Below are 21,126 nucleotides of genomic sequence, written 5' to 3'. Positions count from 1 at the left end.
CGGACAGTGGGCGCGCGCCTCCCGTGCAGGCCGGTGGGACCGCCGCCGAGGCGGCCCCCTGGGGTGTTACTACAGGCCGAGCTTGTCGCAGGCGGCCTTGTACTTGGCCGTGCAGATCTCGTTGACCGTGTAGTAACCCTGCTTGATGACCGTGTCCTTGATGTTGTCCTTCGTCAGCGAGACTACCGGGACGATGACGGACGGGATGCCCTTCTCGGTACCGCTGTCGACGGTGCTGGTGCCGAGCGAGCTGTCGACCTTGCCGGTCTTGGCGATCGAGACGGCCATCTTGGCGACGGTCTCGGCCTCCTGCGGGTACGACTTGAAGACGCTCATGTACTGCTCGCCCGTCACGATGCGCTGCACGCCCGCGAGCTCGGCGTCCTGGCCGGTGACCGGGGGAAGCTTCTTGATGCCCGCGCCCTTGAGCGCGGTGATGACGCCGCCCGCCATGCCGTCGTTGGCGGAGTAGACGCCGACGATCTTGTCCTTGCCGAGGGCGGAGATGGCGCCCTCCATGTTGGCGTTGGCGTTCTCCGGCTTCCACTCCTTGGTGTCGTACTCCTTGCCGATGTTCACCTTGCCGTCGAGGACGTCGTGCGCGCCCTTCTTGAACTGCGCGGCGTTCGGGTCGGTCACGGAGCCGTTCATCATGACGATCTTGCCGGACTTGGCCTTGCCGCCCAGGGCCTTCAGCAGGGCCTCACCCTGCGTCTTGCCGACCTCGACGTTGTCGAACGAGGTGTAGGCGGAGATGGGGCCCTCGGCGAGGCGGTCGTAGGCGACGACCGGGATGCCCGTGTCCTTGGCCTTCTTGACGCCCTGCGCGACCGCCTTGTAGTCGACCGCGTCCAGGATCAGCACGTCGACCTTCTTGGTGATCATCGTGTCGATCTGCTGCGACTGGAGGGTCGCGTCCTGCTTGGCGTTGAGGTACTCGACCTTGCCCTTGCCGTTGGTCAGATCCTTGATCTGCTTCTCGATGATGGGCTTGTCGAACTTCTCGTAGCGGGCGGTCTGGTTCTCCGGCAGGAGCAGACCGACGGTGATGTCGTCACCCTTGTGGGTGGTCGTCTTCCCGCTGTCACCGTTGCCGCCGGACTCCTTCGCGCTGCCGCAGGCGGCGAGCGAGACGGTCATTGCGGTGGCACAGAAAGCAAAGGCAGCACGACGCATGCGCTTGTTCACTCTTCAAACCTCCCTGACGAGGCCGCGTCGTTGCGGCCGAGGTGGCTGGAAGTCAACTCGGCCACACGTGCGACGTCAAGAAGTAAATCCTTAACGAGATGGCAACGGTGCCATCCGTTCTCTAAGTGAAGGCGGGCGCCGCCACAGGCAGCGCACCCTCCAAAAGGGTCGAATCGCCCATCTCGCTGAGGGCGAGGGCGAGCGCTCCGAGCACCTCCGCGCGGCCACCAAGTGCCCCCGGGAGAACGGACAGTTGGCGCGCCGCGCTGGGAATGGCGTAGCGGCCGACGGACTCCCTGATCGGCCCGAGCACCAGCTCACCGGCCTCGGCGAGATCACCGCCGAGGACCACCCTGCTCGGGTTCAGCAGATTGCAGAGATTGGCCACTCCACTTCCGATGTGGCGGCCGACGTCGGCGATCACCCGACGACAGCCCGGGTCACCGTCCCTGGCCAGCCGTACGACGCCCTCCATCGTCAGGCTGGAGCCGTGGCTGGGCTGGAGCAGCGGGAGCACATAGCGCGCCGCCGCGAACGTCTCCAGGCAGCCGCGGTTCCCGCAGCGGCAGACCGGGCCGGATTCATCGAGTGTAATATGTCCGATTTCGCCCGCGGTGCCGCCAGGGCCGCGATAGATCTTCCCGTCGATCACCAGACCGGCGCCGACACCGCTCGCGACCTTGATGTAGGCCAGGTCCCGGACGCCCTTGCCACTGCCCCAGACCAGCTCGCCCAGGGCGCCGAGGTTGGCGTCGTTGTCCACGTGCACCGGCACGCCGAGCCGTTCGCGCAGCTCCTCGGCGGGCTTGGTGCCGCCCCAGCCGGGCAGGATCGCGGTCGAGCCGAGCGTGCCCGACTCGACGTCGATGGGACCCGGCACGCCGAGCCCCACGCCGGCCACCTTGGCCCGGTCCACGCCGGTCGCCGCGATCAGCCGGTTGACCAGCTGTTCCGCCCGGTCGAAGCCCTGATCGGCGGAGGCGTCGACGTCCAGCGGCTCGGCCTCCTCGGCCAGCACCTGGTGGGCGAGGTTCCCGACCGCGACCCGGAGGTGGGTGTGCCCGAAGTCGACCCCGATCACGATGCCGGCGTCCCCGCTCAGGCTGACGCTGCGGGCCCGCCGCCCGCCTGCCGAGGTGGGCGTGACCTCGACGGTTCCCCCGTCCTTCAGCTCCCGCACGATGTTGGAGACGGTCGCGGCGGACAGCCCGGTCGTCCGCGCGATCTCCGCCTGTGTGAGGGACCCGGCCAGCCGTACGGCCCGGACCACCCGCTCCAGGTTGGCTCGGTGCAGTGATGACTGCGACCCTGGAGTCTCCACGACGACCTCCTGAGCGCGGGGCCGCTTCGGCGGGGCCCCGTGTATGTCCAACTAGTGAACTCTAAGCTGAGCCGTTCGGGGCGACTCCCGTCAAGAGGTTGAACCGTTTCCGGGTACATGGACACGCCGACGCACACCTCCCCCGGGGAGGGGACGGTGTGCGTCGTGGAACGACCGCGGGGCCTGACCGCGCCGGGTCGAGCCCCTATTTCAGCGCCCCCGCGGTCAGCCCCTGCACCACCTGGCGCTGGAAGACGATGTACGCCGCGAGCACCGGCAGCATCGCCATGACCAGGCCCGCGAAGAGCCCCGACCAGTCGCCCTTGTAGCCCTGGCTGGCCGCCAGCTGGACCAGTCCCTGGGTGAGGACCTTCTTGTCGGGGTCGGTGTTGAGCACCGTGGGCAGCATGTACTGGTTCCACTGGCCCAGGAAGTTGAAGATGCCGACGCTGATCAGACCCGGCTTCGCCATGGGCAGCATGATCTGGAAGAACGTACGCGAGTGCGAGGCGCCGTCGACGAAGGCCGCCTCCGCCACCGAGGTGGGCAGGGTGCGGAAGAACGCCGTGAGGAAGAAGACCGTGAACGGCAGCGAGTAGGCGATGTAGACCAGGATCAGGCCGTGGATCGTGTTCAGCAGCCCCATGTTGTTGACCACATAGAACAGCGGGACCAGCGCGAGCATGATCGGGAAGCTCATGCCGCCGACGAACAGGTAGTAGATGAAGCGGTTGCCCGGGAAGTCGAAGCGGGCCAGCACGTACGCCGCCATGGAGCCGAGCACCAGGGTGCCGATCAGTGAGCCGCCGACCACCAGGACGGTGTTCAGGAAGTAGTCGCTCATGTTGGCGTCGGTCCACGCCCGCGCCCAGTTGTCGAAGTGCAGCCTGTCGGGCAGGGACCAGGGCGAACCGAAGATGGAGCTGTCGTCCTTGAAGGACGTCATCACGGCCCACACCAGCGGCAGGACCACCATGATCGCCCAGATGACCAGGATGCCGTGGGAGAAGACGTTGAGGACGTTGCCCTCCCTCTTCCGCCCGGGGGACGGCACGGCCGGCGGCACGTCCACCTTGGTCACGCCGGCGCCGGACTCGGCCGGCAGCGGTGCGGGGGTCTCGGTCGTCTTCATCGCTTCAGTACTCCAGCCGCTCGCGACGGCCCAGCCTCATCACGATCGCCGCGAACGCGAGCGTGACGACGAGCAGGGCGACGCCGATGGTGGTGGCGTAGGCGGCCTGACCGTCCCGGAACGCCTTCTGGTACACGTACAGGACCATCACCGTGGTCGAGTAGTCGGGACCGCCCGGTCCGGTCGTCATGATCTGTACGACCGCGAACGACTCGGCGCCGAGGGCGAGGATGCCCATGTACACCCAGCCGGACTGCACGGTGTCCCACAGCAGCGGCAGGGTGACGCGGAAGAAGGTGGTGAAGCGGCTGGCGCCGTCCAGCAGCGCCGCCTCGTACAGCTCGGCCGGGATCGAGGCCATGCCCGCGGAGAACAGCACCACGAAGAAGCCGACCGTGGACCACACGAGCACCGCCATCACGCACCACAGGGCGAGGCTCGGATCGCCCAGCCACAGCGGCTGCACGCCGTCGAGGCCGATGCCGCGCAGGAGCGAGTTGATCGCGCCGCTGTCCGGGTTGTAGGCGAAGGCGAACAGCAGCGCGACGATCGCGATCGACAGCACCTGCGGGAAGAAATAGACGATCTTGTAGAAGGACGAGCCCCGGACCCCGGAGATCACGGGGCCGCCCCTTCTGCGCCGTCCGCCCACGTTGATCATGAAAGCGAGGAACAGCGCGAGACCGATCGTCACCACCGGCAGCACCAGAGCGAACAGCAGGCTGTGCTGTAGCGACTTCCAGAAGATGTCGTCGTCGAGCATCCTCTTGTAGTTGTCGAAGCCGACCATTTTGAATTCGGGGCTGAGGCCCGTCCAGTCCGTGAACGAGTAGTAGATGGACTGGATGAACGGCCACACCACGAAGAGCGCGTACAGTCCGAGGGGCAGTGCCAGAAACCCCACGATGAACCGGTACTTGCCGTGCTGCATCGCCACTCCGGTGCTGTCAGGGTGCTGGATTACTGGTGCTTGTAGTGCTTGATCGAGGTGTCCTTGGCCGCCTCGTCGGCAAAGCCCTGGATCTTCTTGATGGCCTCGGCCGGGGTGAGCCGTCCGGCCATCATCTCGCCGAGACCGGCCACACCGATCTTCTCCTTCTGCAACTGCACGTACCAGTCCTGCAGACGCGGATTCATCACGTTGGACCCCGCCTTGTCCAGCGCCGCCACGCCCGACTTCAGACCCGGCGTGAGGCTGATGCCGCTGGTGCCTCCGTTGTACGCGGTCAGCGACTTCACCTTGGCGGTGAAGTTCTTCGAGGACGCCTCGGAGAGCAGGATGCGCAGCTGCTCCATGCCGCCCTCGGCGTTCTTCGCCTTGGCCGGCACGATGAAGGGCTCACCGCCGGAGGCCCAGATGGTGCCGAACGGCAGCTTGTCGGAGGAGTCCAGGCCGCTGGGCGCGGACACGGCGAGGTCGAAGTCGGCCGGGATGACGTTGGCCGACTCGTTCTCCACCCAGGAGCCGTTCGGGATGAACAGCGCTTCGCCCTTGGCCCAGGCGGTCTGGGACTGGATGTGGTCCAGACCCGGGGTGCCCTTGAGGACGTAGCCCTTCTTGTACAGCTCGTAGTAAGCCTCGAAGCAGGCCTTGACCGCGGGGTGCTTCCAGGCGTTCGGCTCCAGGTTGTCGATGGCGTCGAGGACCTCGCGGCCGCCCACCTTGCCGATCATCGGGTAGAGCGAGAAGGGGATGTAGTACGGGTACTTGCCCGCGTACGTCCAGCCCGCCATGCCCTTCTTCTTGGCCTTCTCGCAGACCGCCAGCATCTCGTCCCAGGTCTGCGGGTATTCCGCGTCCAGCGAGTCCAGGGCCTTCTGCGAGTACCAGACGCCGTAGACCGTGTAGGCGTAGTACAGGACCCAGACCGGCTTGCCGTCGAACTGGCCCATCTCCACGATGCCGGGGCGCAGTGTGTCGCGGACCTTCTTGGCCGGGTCGTCGTACGACGGCGCGTCCAGCAGCGGGGTGAGGTCCGCCAGCTGGTTCTTGCCGACGAGCACCCCCATGTCCATCTGCTCGGCCCCGGAGTTGTCGATGAGGTCCGGCGGGTTGCCCTGGTTGAAGCGGGGCTGGAGGGTGGACTGGATCTTCTGGGTGGCGGCGAACTTCACCTTGGCCTTGGGGAAGTCCTTCTCGTAGACCTTCACCGCGTCCTCGGCGTATTCCTTGCCGAAGCCGCCGTCGAAGAGGACGAACTCCATGCCCGCGGTGTCGTTGACGCCGAGGGGGTTCTTCTCGGTCTTCTTGCCCGCCTTCGCCTTGTCCTGTCCGTCACCGCCCCCGCTGGCACACGCGGACAACAGGCCCATTCCCGGTGCCGCGACCAGGCCGAGCGCCGCGGACCGCTTGATCAGATCGCGACGGCCTACACCTTCGACGCCGTGGTGCACAGTGGATCCCATGCTCAAGTCCTCGCCTTCTCCAGGACTCAGGCGGTGAACCGGATCCTCCCCGGCACCGCTGTCGGGTAGTGCTGGGTCGTGCTGGAAACGCCGACAGGTATAGTCCACTTCCCGCCAACTGAGCAAGATCGAATGCAGGGTTCGCGTTGGGTCTTTTCCGAGTTGAGACCTCGCGGAAATATGAAGGCCCGCGGAAGGCCCCGCCGGAAAAAGTCGCGACATAACTCCCTGAATGCCGCAGCCAACACCCTTGACATCACGGGCCACTTGACCACCTACTGGTTCCTGCGCCCCGTAGCTGACAACGTTGTCCGAGGGGGCGCAGGAGGGGAAATCGGTAGATGCAGCGGAGAACGCGGCACAGATGGGGTCCGGCGGTCGTCCTCACGGCCGCCTTTGTCATGGCCGTCGGCGCCCAGGGCGCGGCGGTCGCCCTGCCCGCCAAGGCTCCGGCGCCCGACCGGGAGTTCGCATCCTCGTTCGAGGCGGGCGACCCGGCGCCGGACTGGCTGAACACCGTCGACACCGGACGGGACGGCACCAAGCGCGCCTCGGGCGTCGACGGCGGCTACAGCACGGGCATCCCGGGCAATGTCACCGACCATGTCACCGAAGTCCGGGCCAGCGGCGAGAACACGGGCGCCGGCGAGGTCAAGGAGAACCTCGTCGACGGTGAGCCCGGCACCAAGTGGCTGACCTTCGAGCCCACCGGCTGGGTGGAGTTCGACCTGGACAAGCCCGTGAAGATAACGACGTACGCGCTCACCTCGGCCAATGACTTCGGCGAGCGCGACCCCGCGGACTGGACCCTGAAGGGCTCCACCGACGGCAAGGACTGGAAGACGCTCGACACCCGCTCGGGCGAGAACTTCGCCGAGCGGTTCCAGACGAAGTCGTACGACCTCGCCGAGCCGGCCGAGTACCAGCACTTCCGGCTGGAGGTGACGAAGAACGCCGGCGCCCCGGACATCCTCCAGCTCGCCGACGTGCAGTTCTCCACCGGCAGCGGCGGCGGCCCGGTCCCGCAGGACATGCTGACCCTGGTCGACAAGGGCCCGAGCGGCTCCCCGACCGCCAAGGCGCGCGCCGGGTTCACCGGAAAGCGTGCCCTGCGCTACGCCGGCCGGCACACGGCGGCCGGCCGCGCCTACTCGTACAACAAGATCTTCGACGTGAACGTCAAGGTCGGCGGCGACACCCAGCTGTCGTACCGCGTCTTCCCGTCGATGGCCGACGGTGACCGCGACTACGACGCCACCAACGTCTCCGTCGACCTGGCCTTCACCGACGGCACCTATCTGAGCGGCCTGGGCGCGCTGGACAGCCACGGCTTCCCGCTCACCCCGCGCGGGCAGGGCGCTTCGAAGGCCCTGTACGTCAACCAGTGGAACAACGTGGCCGCGCGGATCGGCTCGGTCGCGGCCGGCAAGACCGTCGACCGCATCCTGGTGGCGTACGACTCCCCCGACGGCCCGGCGAAGTTCCGCGGCTGGCTGGACGACGTGACCCTGAAGCCGGTGGCGCCCGAGAAGCCGAAGGCGCATCTGTCGGACTACGCGCTGACCACCCGCGGCACCAACTCCAGCGGCAGCTTCTCGCGCGGCAACAACTTCCCGGCGACGGCCCTGCCCCACGGCTTCAACTTCTGGACCCCGGTGACCAACGCGTCCTCGCTGAGCTGGCTGTACGAGTACGCGCGGGCGAACAACGCGGACAACCTGCCGACGATCCAGGCGTTCAGCGCGAGCCATGAGCCGAGCCCGTGGATGGGCGACCGGCAGACCTTCCAGCTGATGCCGTCGGCCGCGTCCGGCACCCCGGACACCGGCCGCGAGGCGCGGGAACTGCCCTTCCGGCACGAGAACGAGACCGCGCGGCCGTACTACTACGGCGTGCGGTTCGAGAACGGCCTCAAGGCCGAGATGACCCCGACCGACCACGCGGCCGCCCTCCGCTTCACCTACCCCGGTGACGACGCGAGCGTGGTGTTCGACAACGTCACCGAGCAGGCCGGTCTCACGCTCGACAAGGAGCACGGGACCGTCACCGGCTACTCGGACGTGAAGTCGGGCCTGTCGACGGGTGCGACCCGGCTGTTCGTGTACGGCGAGTTCGACAAGCCGGTCACCGACGGCGGCTCCAGCGGGGTGAAGGGCTTCCTGCGCTTCGACGCGGGCGCCGACCGCACCGTGACCCTGCGCCTGGCGACCTCGCTCATCAGCGTCGACCAGGCGAAGGACAACCTGCGCCAGGAGATCCCGGACGGCACCTCCTTCGACACGGTCAAGGACCACGCCCGGCAGGTCTGGGACAGGCTGCTCGGCAAGGTCGAGGTGGAGGGCGCGACCCCGGACCAGCTCACCACGCTGTACTCCGGCATGTACCGGCTGTACCTGTACCCCAACTCGGGCTTCGAGCGGGTCGACGGCAAGGACCGGTACGCCTCGCCGTTCTCCGCGATGCCGGGCCCGGACACCCCGACGCACACCGGCGCGAAGATCGTGGACGGCAAGGTGTACGTCAACAACGGCTTCTGGGACACCTACCGGACCACCTGGCCGGCGTACTCGTTCCTCACGCCGTCCCAGGCGGGTGAGATGGTCGACGGGTTCGTGCAGCAGTACAAGGACGGCGGCTGGACCTCCCGCTGGTCCTCCCCCGGTTACGCCGACCTGATGACCGGCACCTCCTCGGACGTGGCGTTCGCCGACGCCTACGTCAAGGGCGTGGAGTTCGACGCGAAGGCGGCGTACGACGCGGCCGTGAAGAACGCGACCGTCGTCCCGCCGATGTCGGGCGTGGGCCGCAAGGGCATGTCCACCTCGCCCTTCCTCGGCTACACCTCGACCGACACGCACGAGGGCCTGTCGTGGGCGATGGAGGGCTACGTCAACGACTACGGCATCGCGAAGATGGGCGAGGCGCTCTACAAGAAGACCGGCGAGAAGCGCTACAAGGAGGAGTCGGAGTACTTCCTCAACCGGGCCCGCGACTACGTGAACCTGTTCGACACCAAGGCGGGCTTCTTCCAGGGCCGCGACGACAAGGGCGACTGGCGCGTGGACTCCGCGAAGTACGACCCGCGCGTGTGGGGTTACGACTACACGGAGACCAACGGCTGGGGTTACGCGTTCACCGCTCCGCAGGACAGCCGGGGCCTGGCCAACCTGTACGGCGGCCGGCAGGGCCTGGCCGACAAGCTGGACGAGTACTTCGCCACCCCGGAGACGGCCTCCCCGGACTTCGTCGGCTCCTACGGCGGTGTCATCCACGAGATGACCGAGGCGCGGGACGTCCGGATGGGGATGTACGGCCACTCCAACCAGGTCGCCCACCACGTGATCTACATGTACGACGCGGCCGGGCAGCCGTGGAAGGCGCAGGCGTACGTCCGTGAGGCGCTGTCCCGGCTCTACACCGGCAGCGAGATCGGGCAGGGCTACCACGGCGACGAGGACAACGGCGAGCAGTCGGCCTGGTACCTCTTCTCCGCCCTCGGCTTCTACCCGCTCGTGATGGGCAGCGGCGAGTACTCCATCGGCTCCCCGCTGTTCAAGAAGGTCACCGTGCACCTGGAGAACGGCCGGGACCTGGTGGTGCGGGCGCCGGGGAACAGCGCGAAGAACGTCTACGTCCAGGGCGTCATGGTCAACGGCCGCCCCTGGAAGTCGACGTCGCTCCCGCACTCGCTGCTGTCCAAGGGCGGTGTGCTGGACTTCTTCATGGGCTCCAAGCCGTCGGCGTGGGGCACCGGGAAGGACGCGGCGCCGGTCTCGGTCACCCAGGACGACAAGGTGCCGACGCCCCGCGCGGACGTGCTGAAGGGTGACGGCCCGCTCTTCGACGACACCTCGGCGACGAGCGCGACGCTCACCTCGGCGGACCTTCCGGCCAAGGCCGGCGCCCGTCCGGTCCAGTACACGCTGACCTCGGGAGCCGACCGCACGAAGGCACCGACCGGCTGGACCCTGGAGGGCTCCACCGACGGCACGACCTGGCGGACCCTGGACCACCGCTCAGGGGAGACGTTCACCTGGGACCGCCAGACCCGCGCCTTCACCATCGCCGCCCCGGGCACCTACACGAAGTACCGCCTGGTCCTGGACGGCGAGTCGACCCTGGCGGAGGTGGAACTGCTGGGCTGACCGGGCCGGGTGTGTGCGACAGTCGGCCCATGGAAGAGGTGCTCGCCGTTCACCGGCTCCTCGCCCAGTGGGCCGGCTTCGTCGCGGGCGTGGAGGCCGGCTCCCGGAACCAGCCGACTGGACGTCTGCTGGAGGCGGAGCCCGGCGAGCCGCTGTCCCGGGGCTGGCCCTACGGCTGGGACATGATGCCGTTCCCAGGGCCGGACGGCGTGCGCATCGAGCGATGAGGAAGCGGCCCGCACCCGGATCCCGGGTGCGGGCCGCTTCGGTGTGCCTCGGTGCGCGGGGTCAGCCCGTGGCGAGGGTGAAGACGTGCAGGTCCGTGTTGCGAGGGAGCGTGACGGACTTGATCTGCTTGCCCGCCGGGGCCTGGTACGGCTTGGTGGCGAAGACGTACGTCGCCACCGGGTCCTTGTCCGCGCCGGCGACGTTGCGGTACGCGGTCTTGGCGACGACCTCGTTGCCGTACTGGACGGAGCCGCCACCGCCGCCCACGGTCCAGTCGGTGAAGGACAGGTCGACGGTGTCGGTGGTGCCGTCGGTGTAGGTGACGGTCGCCTTGGTCTGCTGGTTGCCGTTGACGGCGCTGCCGATGAAGGACAGGGCGCCCGCCGGGCTCGCCAGCTGGACGGTCTGGCCGGAGGCCGAGGCGTTGTCGGGGCGGCCGGCGGGCGAGGCGGGCCAGGTGAAGGCGAGACCGCCGACCGTGCCCTGCTTGCCCGGGGTCAGGCCGGCCGCCGCGAGGGCCTGCCGGGAGTAGCTCCAGCCTCCGCCGTCGTAGTCGGCCTCGTCGTGGTCGCCGTCGTCGTCGGAGACGCCGGTGCTGTTGTAGGCGGCGAGCAGGGTGCCCGGGGCGGCCACGGTGAGCGCCACCGGCTGCTCGTAGGAGGAGTCGCCCGAGGTCACCGTGACCCGGACGTCGGCGAAGCCCTGCTCGGCGTCCCGGGCCGCCGTGAGCGTGATCTCCTGGGCGCCGTCGGTGACCGTGCCCTCGGCGGGCGTGGCCGTCACCCCGGCCGGGGTCTCCACCCGGAAGCGCACCTCGGGACCCGTGCCGCCGGCCAGCGACAGCGCGCGGATGCCGATCTTCGTGCTGTCACCGGGGGCGAGGGTGGCCGTGGTGGGGCCGACGCCGATCTGGTACGGCTGTTCGCCCTCCCGGAAGGACGGCGGCGGGCTGCTCGCGCCCCACTCGCGGTGCGGGGTGGCGGACAGGGTGTAGTCGAGCCGGCCGCCGTCGCGGACGAAGGACGCGGGCAGCCAGGGCCGGTCGCTGCCATGGCCGTTCACCTTCAGGGACCGGACGTACGGCGCGTCGGCCGCCGCTCCGGTGGCGCGGACGGAGATGTCGTTGCCGTGCGGCCGGTCGATCTCGATCCGCTCGAACAGCGGTGAGGCGAGAACCAGTTCGGCGCGGGACGGCACCTGCGGGTACATCCCGAGGGCGGAGAAGACGTACCAGGCGGACATGGCGCCGAGGTCGTCGTTGCCCGGGATGCCGCCGGGCTCGGTGGACCACAGCTGCCGCATCGCCGCGCGGACGGTCTCCTGCGTCTTGTAGGGGGCGCCGGCGTAGTCGTACAGGTACGGCACGTTGATCGACGGCTCGTTGTCCAGTTCCGACTTGGTGCCGCCGTTGCCGGTGAAGGCCCAGCCGCCGTCGGCGTCGTGGAAGAAGTCGTCCAGCCGGGCGAGCGCCGCCTCCCGGCCGCCCAGCGCGGCGAAGAGGCCCGCCGGGTCGTGCGGGACCATCCAGGTGTACTGGGCGGCCGTGCCCTCGACGAAGCCGTTGCCGGTGTCCGGGGTGAAGCCCGTGACCCAGCTGCCGTCGGCCTTGCGGTTGGCGATGTAGCCGCCGTCCGGCGCGGCGGCGATGTTGAAGTTGTTCTGCCACCACTGGGCACGGTGGGCGAAGGTGTCCGCCGTGTCCTTCTCCCCCGCCGCACGGGCGAGTTGGGAGATCGCGAAGTCCGCGGTGGACATCTCCAGGGTCTCGGCGGCCCCGCCCCAGGCGTTGGACACGCTCGGCATGTAGTGCAGCTTGAGGTACTTGTCGAGGGAGGGGCGCTGGCCCGCCGACAGCACGGGCTTGCCGGCCGCAGACAGGTCCTGCGGTGTGGGTACGGTCGCCGCCCGCACGAGGGACGTCAGGGCGCCCTTGAGGTCGAAGTCCGTGCCGCCGAAGGCGCGGATGCCGGCGAGCGCGGCCGGCGAGGGGTCGCCGTTCATGACGTGGGTGCCGCTCGCGCCGTGCAGCCAGCGGTCCCAGACGCCGCCGTTCTGCCGGGCCAGCTCGTACAGGGACTGCGCGATGTCCGAGCCCGTGCGCGGGTCGAGCAGCGTCAGCAACTGGACCTGGTCGCGGTAGACGTCCCAGCCGGAGAAGGTGCCGTACTGGGCGTGCCGCCGTCGGTCGACCCTGTGCACGCGGCCGTCGGCGCCCCGGTACCGGCCGTCGGCGTCGCTGATGACGTTGGGGTGCAGCAGCGCGTGGTAGAGCGCGGTGTAGAAGGTGGTGCGCTCGGCGTCCGTGCCGCCCCCGACCCGGACGGCGCCCAGCCGCTCCCGCCAGGCCCGCCGGGCCGCTTCCCGGACGGCGTCGAAGGACCGCCCCGGCGGGTTCTCGGCGGCCAGGTTGGCCTCGGCGGCCTCCCGGCTGACGTAGGAGATGCCGACCTTGACGTTGACCGGGCCGTCGCCGGGCGCGAACCGCACGTACCCGCCCGCGCCCTTCCCGGCGACCGGCCGCCCGCCGTGCGAGAAGCCGCCGGTGCCGCCGGACGCCTCGCGGGAGCCGGGGTCCAGCCGGTCGTCGTGCCAGGTGCCGACGGCCTGGAAGGCGCGGTCGAAGCGGGCGGTGAAGTAGAGGGTGTAGTAGGCGCGTTGGCCCTCGGGGTCGAGGTAGCCGCAGAAGTTCCCGGAGGTGACCGAGCCGGAGATGGTGCGGGTGTCCGGGTCGATCGTGACCGTCGAGTCCTCCGAGCCCACCTCGGAGTTGGCGGTGCGCACGAGCAGGGAGGCGGGCTTGCCGGCCGGGTAGGTGAAGCGGGCCGAGCCGGTGCGCGCGGTGGCGGTGAGGTCGGCGGTGACGCCGGAGGCCAGGCCGACCTTGTAGTGGCCGGGCTCGGCGGTCTCGTCCGCGTGGCGGAAGTCCGAGGCGTAGACGGCGTCCTTGGTGTCGCTCGCCGGGGAGGAGGTGACCTCGCCGGCGTACGGGAAGAACGGGATGTCCCCGCTGCCGCCGGCGCAGCCGGTGCCGGACATGTGGGTGAGGCTGAAGCCGCGGATGCGGGTGGCGTCGTACTGGTAGCCGCCGGGGGCGGCGGTTCTCGTGGCGTCGCCGCGCGTGTTCTCCGGGCTGAAGGAGAGCATGCCGAAGGGCACGACGGCGCCCGGGAAGACGTCGCCGCCGTTCTTCGTCCCGATCAGCGGATCGACGTACGGGGTCGGGTCCTTGACCAGACCGGGGGGAGCGGCGGTCGCCGCCAGGGCGGGAGTTGCGGTGCCGGCGGTCGCGAGGAGCGCGGCCAGCAGCAGGGAAGCGGGTCTGAAACGCATGACGCGGCCCTTCCTCCTAACGGACGGGTCGCGCACCACCGGTCGCACAAGCCGCAGGGACAGTAACGTGCGCCACCGGTACCACGGAAGACCGCGTGCGCGCCGGGAGGCGCACGCCCTCGTCACCCGGCCGGACCAGCCAAGTGGCTTGACATCGTTGTCGGTTGAGGGGGTAGAGTCATGTGCACGACGATTGACAACGATGTCGCCTCCATCTCGCCGCACAAGCCACGCGGTTACAGGCCATTTCCCTCCGGACAGGCAGCCCACCCCCCTCGCCTGCCCGGCTCGCGGACCCGGTGCGACGCCACCGGGTCCGCCCAGAGCGACCCGGCCGGGCGGAACAGGTTCCATCGGCGGAGTGCAGCCCGCACCCCGTGCCGCTGCGCAGCATCGAGGAGACCGCCGCCGGCGGGCCCGTGGTCGACCCGACGGTCCGGCGTCGTGATCGCCGCGCTGTCCGACACCTCCGTCGCGCGCGGGGGCCCTCACCCGGCCGTCCGGCCCTGTGGGGGGGAACGCGCCCGGCGGGTGCCGTCCCGGCCGGCGGGGATCGAGCCCGAGGTCGACGCCGAGGGAGACGCACTGACCTGCCGGCCCGCCAGGGCGCCCGCAGCGACGAGCCCCAGGCGGATGAGCCGGCCCGCGTCCGGACCGCCGGGGCCGGCGGCCTCTCCCCCACCTCGGACAGGGATCCGGAACGGGGAACACGACCGGGAGGGAAGTCGGAGTTCCGCTGTCGGGAGGTCTTCCGTGGCACGGCTGCTGATCGACGGCGACGACCTCGTGGTGCGGCTGTCCTGGTGCGAGCGGCTCCGGGTGCGCCGCCGTGAGGTCCGGCTGCCGGACGCGGTGATCAGAGACGCGTGGATCGAGCCCGACTGGTGGCGCGCGCTGCGCGGGGTGCCGGAGCGCGGCCGGCGACGGCCCGCCCGCCCTCTGGGCGAATGGCGGCATCCGCGCGGACGGGACTTCGTCGCGCTGCGGAGTGGGTACCCGTCCGTTCTCGTCGACCTGTGGCCCACCCCCTCCACCGCACCCCTCTCACGGGTCGCGGTCTCGGTGCCGCCCGAGGAGGCCGGCGAGCTGCTCGGGACGCTGCGGCGACGGAGGGTGCCGGAGCGGCCGGCCCCGGGGACTGGTCTCACTTGACACGAGTCCACTCAAGTTTTATTCCGATTGATAGGCAATTCGGTTCGAACGCGCAGCTCGCGGTGGGTGGGGAGGTGACCCGCACGGTGGAGCCGAACCTGTACGCGGTGCTCGGTGTGGCGCGCTCCGCCACGACCGAGGCGATCACCTCCGCCTTCCGCCGCAGGGCGTGGGAACTGCGGCCGGACACACGGGTGGACGCGGTCACCGCGGCCCGGTTCGACGAGGTGCGCACGGCGTACGAGACGCTCCGGGACCTGGTGCGGCGCGCGGCCTACGACCGGGCGTACGACCGCTCGTCCCGGCGGCGCCACCGCGCCCCGTCCGGCGCCGCCGCGGCGGGCCCGCTGTCCCGCCTCCGGTACCTCTTCGGGCCGGGCGGCACGGCTCCGGAGCCGCCGCTGCGCGCGGGACCGGTGCACTGGGAACCCGGTGAGCGGCCGTAGGGCACACGGGCCGACGAGGAAGAGGGAGCACGCAGATGGCGCGTCCGGTCGGAATCGATCTCGGTACGACGAACTCGGTGGTCTCCGTCCTGGAGGGCGGCGAGCCCACCGTCATCACCAACACGGAGGGCGCTCGGACCACTCCGTCGGTCGTCGCGTTCGCCAAGAACGGCGAGGTGCTGGTCGGCGAGGTCGCCAAGCGGCAGGCCGTGACGAACGTGGAGCGCACCGCGCGCTCGGTCAAGCGGCACATGGGGGACCACGCATGGCGGTTCCCCGACCAGGGGGACATCGACGGCAAGCGGTACACCGCGCAGGAGATCTCCGCGCGCGTGCTGCAGAAGCTGAAGCGGGACGCGGAGGCGTACCTCGGCGAGGACGTCACCGACGCGGTGATCACCGTGCCCGCGTACTTCGACGACGCCCAGCGGCAGGCCACCAAGGAGGCGGGTGAGATCGCGGGTCTGAACGTCCTGCGGATCATCAACGAGCCGACGGCGGCGGCGCTGGCGTACGGGCTGGACAAGGGAAACGAGCAGACGGTCCTCGTGTTCGACCTCGGCGGCGGCACCTTCGACGTGTCGCTGCTGGAGATGGGCGAGGGCGTCATCGAGGTGAAGGCCACCAACGGCGACACGCGCCTCGGTGGCGACGACTGGGACCAGCGGGTCGTGGACCACCTGGTCACGCAGTTCAGGAACAACTACGGCGTCGACCTGGCCAAGGACAAGATGGCCGTGCAGCGGCTGCGGGAGGCGGCGGAGCGGGCGAAGATCGAGCTGTCGTCGTCCAGCGAGACCTCGATCAACCTGCCGTACATCACCGCGTCCGCCGAGGGCCCGCTGCACCTGGACGAGAAGCTGACGCGCGCGCAGTTCCAGCAGCTCACCGCGGATCTGCTGGAGCGCTGCAAGGCGCCGTTCCACAACGCGATCAAGGACGCCGGGATCAAGGTGTCCGACATCGACCACGTGGTGCTGGTGGGCGGTTCGACGCGGATGCCGGCCGTCACGGAGCTGGTGAAGGAGTTGACCGGCAAGGAGCCGCACAAGGGCGTGAACCCGGACGAGGTGGTGGCCGTCGGCGCCAGCCTCCAGGCCGGTGTGCTCAAGGGCGAGGTCAAGGACGTCCTGCTGCTCGACGTCACCCCGCTGTCCCTCGGCATCGAGACCAAGGGCGGCATCATGACCAAGCTCATCGAGCGCAACACGACGATCCCGACCCGGCGCGCGGAGATCTTCACGACGGCCGAGGACAACCAGGCCTCGGTGACCGTGCAGGTCTACCAGGGCGAGCGGGAGATCGCCGCGTACAACAAGAAGCTCGGCATGTTCGAGCTGACCGGCATCGCGCCCGCTCCGCGCGGGGTGCCGCAGATCGAGGTGGCGTTCGACATCGACGCCAACGGCATCATGCACGTCTCGGCGAAGGACCTCGGCACCGGCAAGGAGCAGAAGATGACGGTGACCGGCGGTTCGGCGCTCCCCCGCGACGACATCGACCGGATGGTCCGGGAGGCGGAGCAGTACGCGGAGGAGGACCACAAGCGGCGGGAGGCCGCGGAGACGCGGAACCAGGCCGAGCAGCTCGTCTACTCCACCGAGAAGCTGATCAGGGAGAACGGTGACAAGATCCCGGCCGACGCGAAGTCCGAGACGGAGACGGCGCTGGCCGAGCTGAAGGAGAAGCTGAAGTCGGAGGACACGGCGGCGATCCGGCAGGCCCTGGACCGTGCCGCGCAGGCCGCGCAGAAGATCGGTACGGCGATGTACGAGCGGGCGCGGACCGAGCAGGCCGGGCAGACCGGTCAGCCGGGCCAGGCGGGCCAGGCCGGTGCCGGTGGTACGGCGGGCTCCGGCGGGGACGACGAGGTGGTGGACGCCGAGATCGTCGACGACGACAAGCCGGAGGCGGGCTGACGATGGACGGGGCGCGGACGCGAAGCTCGGACGAGGTGGAACGCCTGCTGCGGGAGCGCACCGCCGATCTCCAGCGGGTGAAGGCGGAGTACGACAACTACCGCAAGCGGGTGCGGCGCGACCGCATGGCCGTGCGGGAGATCGCCGTCGCCAACGTGCTGACGGCCCTGCTGCCGGTGGTGGACGCCGTGGACCGGGCGTGCGCGCACGAGCCGCTGACCCCGGGCCTGAAGGACATCGCCGACACGCTGCGGACCCAGCTGGGCTCGCTGGGGCTGCAGGCGTTCGGGGAGGAGGGCGAGCCGTTCGACCCGGCGCGCCACGAGGCGATCGTGCACCGTACGGCGCCGGACGCGCGGCGGCTGGTCTGCGCGGAGATCCTGCGCCCCGGCTACCGCATCGGCGACCGCCTCCTACGCCCCGCCCACGTGACGGTGACCGGACCGCCGTGACCCTGGGGGCGGGGCGGGGCGGTCCGGAGCGGGGGGCTACGAGGGCTACGGGGGGCTTGGAGGCGGGGCCCTGGGCCGGGCCTGGAGCGGAGCCCGGACGAGGAGCCCGGTCGGTGGGGGGCTAGGGGGCTTGGAGGTGGGGCTCTGCGCCGGGTCTGGAGCGGAGCCCGGACGAGGAGACGGTCGGTGGGGGCTACGGGGGGGCTTGGAGGTGGGGCCCTGGGCCGGGCCTGAAGCGGAGCTCGGACGAGGAGACGGTCGGTGGGCCGGGGACCCGGGGACCTGCCACGTTCCTCGCCCGTGGGGCCCGGTACGGCCGACACCCCGTGTCCATCCCGTGGACGGACCATAGCCACCCGGCGGAATGCGGTGCTACAAATGCCGCATGTCGGACGAGTATGTCCGATTCAGGCGCCCTTCCCGGCGCCCTGTGATCGGCAAGAGCCCCCGCAGCGTCGCCGGACAGGTCTTCCTGCTCCAGGTGGCGCTGGTGGTGCTGCTCGTGCTCTGCGCCGTCGTCGCGCTCCTCCTGCAGTCGAAGCGGGACACCAGCACGGAGGCCAGGCGCCGGTCCATAGCCGTCGCGGAGACCTTCGCCCACGCCCCGGGTCTGCTGCGCGCCCTGGAGAGCCCCGACCCGTCCCGTGTCCTCCAGCCGCTGACCGAGGCGGGACGCAGATCGGCGGGCGTGGACTTCATCGTGGTCATGGACACCCACGGCACCCGCTACACCCACCCCATACCCAGCAAGATCGGCGAGCGGTTCGTCGGCACCATCGGGCCGTCGCTGGCCGGGAAGGTCTACACCGAGAGCGTCCACGGCCCGCTGGGCCACGAGGTCCAGGCCACCGTGCCCGTGGACGACGCCCACGGGAAGGTGGTCGCTCTCGTCTCCGCCGGGCTGAAGGTCAAGAACGTCACCAGCGAACTGCACCGGCAGCTTCCGATCATCCTCGCGGCCGGGGGCGGCGCGCTCGTGGTGTCGACCGGCGGCACGGCCCTGGTGGGCCGCAGGCTGCGGCGGCAGACCCACGGCCTGGGCCCGGACGAGATGACCCGCATGTACGAGCACCACGACGCGGTCCTGCACTCGGTGCGGGAGGGCGTCCTCATCATCGGTGCCGACGGCCGGCTGCTGCTCGCCAACGACGAGGCCCGGCGCCTGCTGGAACTGCCCCCCGACGCCGAGGGGCGCACGGCTCGGGAGCTGCCGGATCTGGACCCGGCGACGATGGAACTGCTCGTCTCCGGGCGCGAGGCCAGCGACGAGGTGCACTTCGCCAAGGGGCGTCTGCTGGCGGTCAACCAGCGGCCCACGGAGTACGCGGGCGGCCCCCGGGGCACCGTCGTGACGCTCCGCGACTCCACCGAGCTCCAGGCGGTGTCCGGCCGGGCCGAGGCCGCCCGCGAGCGGCTGGAGCTGCTGTACGACGCGGGGCTGTGCATCGGCAGCACCCTGGACGTGGTCCGCACGGCCGACGAACTGGCGCGGGTCGCCGTCCCCCGGTTCGCCGACTTCGTCACCGTCGACCTGGCCGACGCCGTCCTGCACGGCGAGGAACCGGCGCCGACGGCGGGGGACATCCGCCGGGTCGCCATGAACGGCATCGAGGACGACCACCCCCTGTACGAGCTGGGCCGGCTGATCGACTTCCTGCCCTCCACCCCGCAGGCGCGCGGCTACGGCGCCGGACACCCCGAGCTGGTGACCGACCTGTCGAAGGCCGACGGCTGGAAGGCGCAGGACCCCGAGCGGACCCGACGGATCCTGGACTACGGCATCCACTCGCTCATCGCCGCTCCCATCCGGGCGCGCGGTGTCGTCCTGGGCATGGCCAACTTCTGGCGGTCCAAGCGGGAGCCCTTCGACGCGGAGGAGCTGGCCCTGGCGGAGGAGCTGGTGACCCGGGCCGCGGTCAGCATCGACAACGCCCGCCGGTACACCCGCGAGCACGCCCTCGCGGTCACCCTGCAGCGCAGTCTGCTGCCCCGGGCCCTGCCCGAGCAGAGCGCCCTCGACGTCGGCTACCGCTACCTGCCCGCGCAGTCCGGGGTGAGCGGGGACTGGTTCGACGTGATCCCGCTGCCGGGCGGCCGGGTGGCGCTGGCCGTCGGTGACGTGGTGGGGCACGGGCTGCACGCCGCCGCGACGATGGGCCGGCTGCGGACCGCGGTGCACAACTTCTCCACGCTCGACCTGCCGCCCGACGAGCTGCTCCAGCACGTGGACGACCTGGTCGGCCGCCTCGACCAGGACGAGCCCTGCCCGGACAAGTCCGGCGAGATCGTCGGCGCCACCTGCCTGTACGCGATCTACGACCCGGTGACGCGCCGCTGTGTGATGGCCCGGGCCGGGCATCTCGCGCCCGCGCTGGTCGCTCCCGACGGCAGAGTCACCTTCCCCGACGTGCCGGCCGGGCCCCCGCTGGGCCTGGGCGGTCTGCCGTTCCAGACGGCCGAGCTGGAGCTGGCCGAGGGCAGCCAGCTCGTCCTGTACACCGACGGTCTGATCGAGGACCGCAGGCGCGACCTGGACGAGGGCATGGAGCTGCTGCGCCGGGCCCTGGCGGGTCACCCCGGCCGGTCGCCGGAGGAGAGCTGTCAGGCGGTGCTGGAACAACTGCTGCCCGAGCGTCCCCGTGACGACGTCGCCCTGCTCGTCGCGCGCACCCGGGCCCTGCCGGCCGACCGGGTCGCCGACTGGGACGTGCCGCGCGACCCGGCCGCCGTGTCGGGGATGCGCGGGGCGGTCTCGGCCAAGCTGGCGGAGTGGGGGCTGTCGGAGCTGGGCTTCGGGATGGAGCTGGTGCTGAGCGAGCTGATCACCAACGCCATCCGGTACGGCTCCGACCCGATCCATGTGCGGCTCATCCATGACCGGACGCTGATCTGCGAGGTGGCCGACGGCAGCAGCACCTCACCGCATCTGCGGTACGCGGCGACGACCGACGAGGGCGGCCGGGGTCTGTTCCTGGTCTCGCAGCTGGCCGAGCGCTGGGGCACCCGCTACACGCCCCAGGGGAAGGTGATCTGGGCGGAGCTGGCGGCGCCGGATGCCACACGGCTGCTCGGGGGCTTCGCGGACCTGGAAGACCTCGGTGACCTGGAAGACCTGGAAGACCTGGGGGACCTGGGGAACCTAGGGGATCTCGGGGACTGACGGCTCAGCCCGAGCCCCGCCGCGCACCCCGGACACCGCCCGACCCGCCCCGACCGCCCTCCGCCCGGACGGCCCACGGGCCTGGAGGCGCCGACACGACCCGCCGGGCGCCCCACGGGCCGGTAGGCACCGCCACTGCCCTCCCGGACGGCCCACGGGCCTATGCAGGCGCGGACACGACCCGCCCGCACGCCGGTGACCGTCCCCCGCCCGCCGCGCCCCCTGACGAGGCCCACGAAGGCGGCAG

Annotated in this window: 13 protein-coding genes; 7 read left to right on the top strand and 6 right to left on the bottom strand. The window is 70.4% G+C overall.

Features of this window, described 5'->3' with window-relative positions; translation table 11 throughout:
• Positions 1–69 precede the first annotated feature (69 nt).
• The 5 genes from ACH4LD_RS05610 to ngcE form a co-directional block, all read right to left on the bottom strand.
• Entirely contained in the window at positions 70–1,140 is a 1,071-nt protein-coding gene (locus ACH4LD_RS05610) for a sugar ABC transporter substrate-binding protein (protein WP_398054396.1), read from the bottom strand.
• A 169-nt stretch (positions 1,141–1,309) separates the two neighbouring features.
• Positions 1,310–2,509 (bottom strand): ROK family transcriptional regulator, encoded by a 1,200-nt coding sequence (locus tag ACH4LD_RS05605; RefSeq protein WP_132783216.1) that lies wholly within the window; start codon positions 2,507–2,509, stop codon positions 1,310–1,312.
• Between the two features lie 205 nt (positions 2,510–2,714).
• The gene (locus tag ACH4LD_RS05600) at positions 2,715–3,641 is read right to left on the bottom strand and encodes a carbohydrate ABC transporter permease (protein WP_398054397.1); all 927 of its coding nucleotides are present in this window, start codon (positions 3,639–3,641) and stop codon (positions 2,715–2,717) included.
• A 4-nt stretch (positions 3,642–3,645) separates the two neighbouring features.
• The gene (locus ACH4LD_RS05595) at positions 3,646–4,572 is read right to left on the bottom strand and encodes a carbohydrate ABC transporter permease (protein WP_171151886.1); all 927 of its coding nucleotides are present in this window, start codon (positions 4,570–4,572) and stop codon (positions 3,646–3,648) included.
• A gap of 29 nt (positions 4,573–4,601) precedes the next feature.
• Positions 4,602–6,047 carry an N-acetylglucosamine/diacetylchitobiose ABC transporter substrate-binding protein gene (gene ngcE / locus ACH4LD_RS05590; RefSeq protein WP_398054398.1) on the bottom strand — a complete coding sequence of 482 codons (1,446 nt, stop codon included), beginning with the start codon at positions 6,045–6,047 and terminating at the stop codon, positions 4,602–4,604.
• A 341-nt stretch (positions 6,048–6,388) separates the two neighbouring features.
• Between ngcE and ACH4LD_RS05585 the strand changes: the two genes are divergently transcribed.
• On the top strand, positions 6,389–10,192 hold the full coding sequence (locus tag ACH4LD_RS05585; RefSeq protein ID WP_398054399.1) for a GH92 family glycosyl hydrolase: 3,804 nt from the start codon (positions 6,389–6,391) through the stop codon (positions 10,190–10,192).
• A gap of 29 nt (positions 10,193–10,221) precedes the next feature.
• Positions 10,222–10,419, top strand: coding sequence for a hypothetical protein (locus ACH4LD_RS05580; protein ID WP_398054400.1), 198 nt, complete (start codon positions 10,222–10,224; stop codon positions 10,417–10,419).
• 61 nt (positions 10,420–10,480) lie between these two features.
• Here ACH4LD_RS05580 and ACH4LD_RS05575 read toward each other — a convergent pair whose 3' ends face one another.
• Entirely contained in the window at positions 10,481–13,750 is a 3,270-nt protein-coding gene (locus ACH4LD_RS05575) for a GH92 family glycosyl hydrolase (RefSeq protein WP_398054401.1), read from the bottom strand.
• A 753-nt stretch (positions 13,751–14,503) separates the two neighbouring features.
• Between ACH4LD_RS05575 and ACH4LD_RS05570 the strand changes: the two genes are divergently transcribed.
• The 5 genes from ACH4LD_RS05570 to ACH4LD_RS05550 all read left to right on the top strand — a co-directional run bounded on the left by ACH4LD_RS05570 (position 14,504) and on the right by ACH4LD_RS05550 (position 20,879).
• Entirely contained in the window at positions 14,504–14,902 is a 399-nt protein-coding gene (locus ACH4LD_RS05570; RefSeq protein WP_398054402.1) for a hypothetical protein, read from the top strand.
• Between the two features lie 74 nt (positions 14,903–14,976).
• Positions 14,977–15,348 carry a J domain-containing protein gene (locus ACH4LD_RS05565; protein WP_398054403.1) on the top strand — a complete coding sequence of 124 codons (372 nt, stop codon included), beginning with the start codon at positions 14,977–14,979 and terminating at the stop codon, positions 15,346–15,348.
• Between the two features lie 35 nt (positions 15,349–15,383).
• A complete protein-coding gene (gene dnaK / locus ACH4LD_RS05560; protein WP_132783224.1) occupies positions 15,384–17,267 on the top strand; it encodes a molecular chaperone DnaK in 1,884 nt (627 codons plus the stop codon).
• 2 nt (positions 17,268–17,269) lie between these two features.
• Complete coding sequence (gene grpE, locus ACH4LD_RS05555; protein ID WP_398106156.1) at positions 17,270–17,719, top strand: nucleotide exchange factor GrpE; 450 nt, start codon at positions 17,270–17,272, stop codon at positions 17,717–17,719.
• A gap of 385 nt (positions 17,720–18,104) precedes the next feature.
• Positions 18,105–20,879 carry a SpoIIE family protein phosphatase gene (locus tag ACH4LD_RS05550; RefSeq protein WP_398054405.1) on the top strand — a complete coding sequence of 925 codons (2,775 nt, stop codon included), beginning with the start codon at positions 18,105–18,107 and terminating at the stop codon, positions 20,877–20,879.
• The last annotated feature ends 247 nt before the right edge of the window (positions 20,880–21,126 follow it).

The sequence above is a fragment of the Streptomyces sp. NPDC017676 genome, assembly GCF_044329325.1.
Classification (GTDB): domain Bacteria; phylum Actinomycetota; class Actinomycetes; order Streptomycetales; family Streptomycetaceae; genus Streptomyces.
Note: the sequence above shows the minus strand (reverse complement) of the source record. Positions and strands in the feature narration are given on the sequence as shown.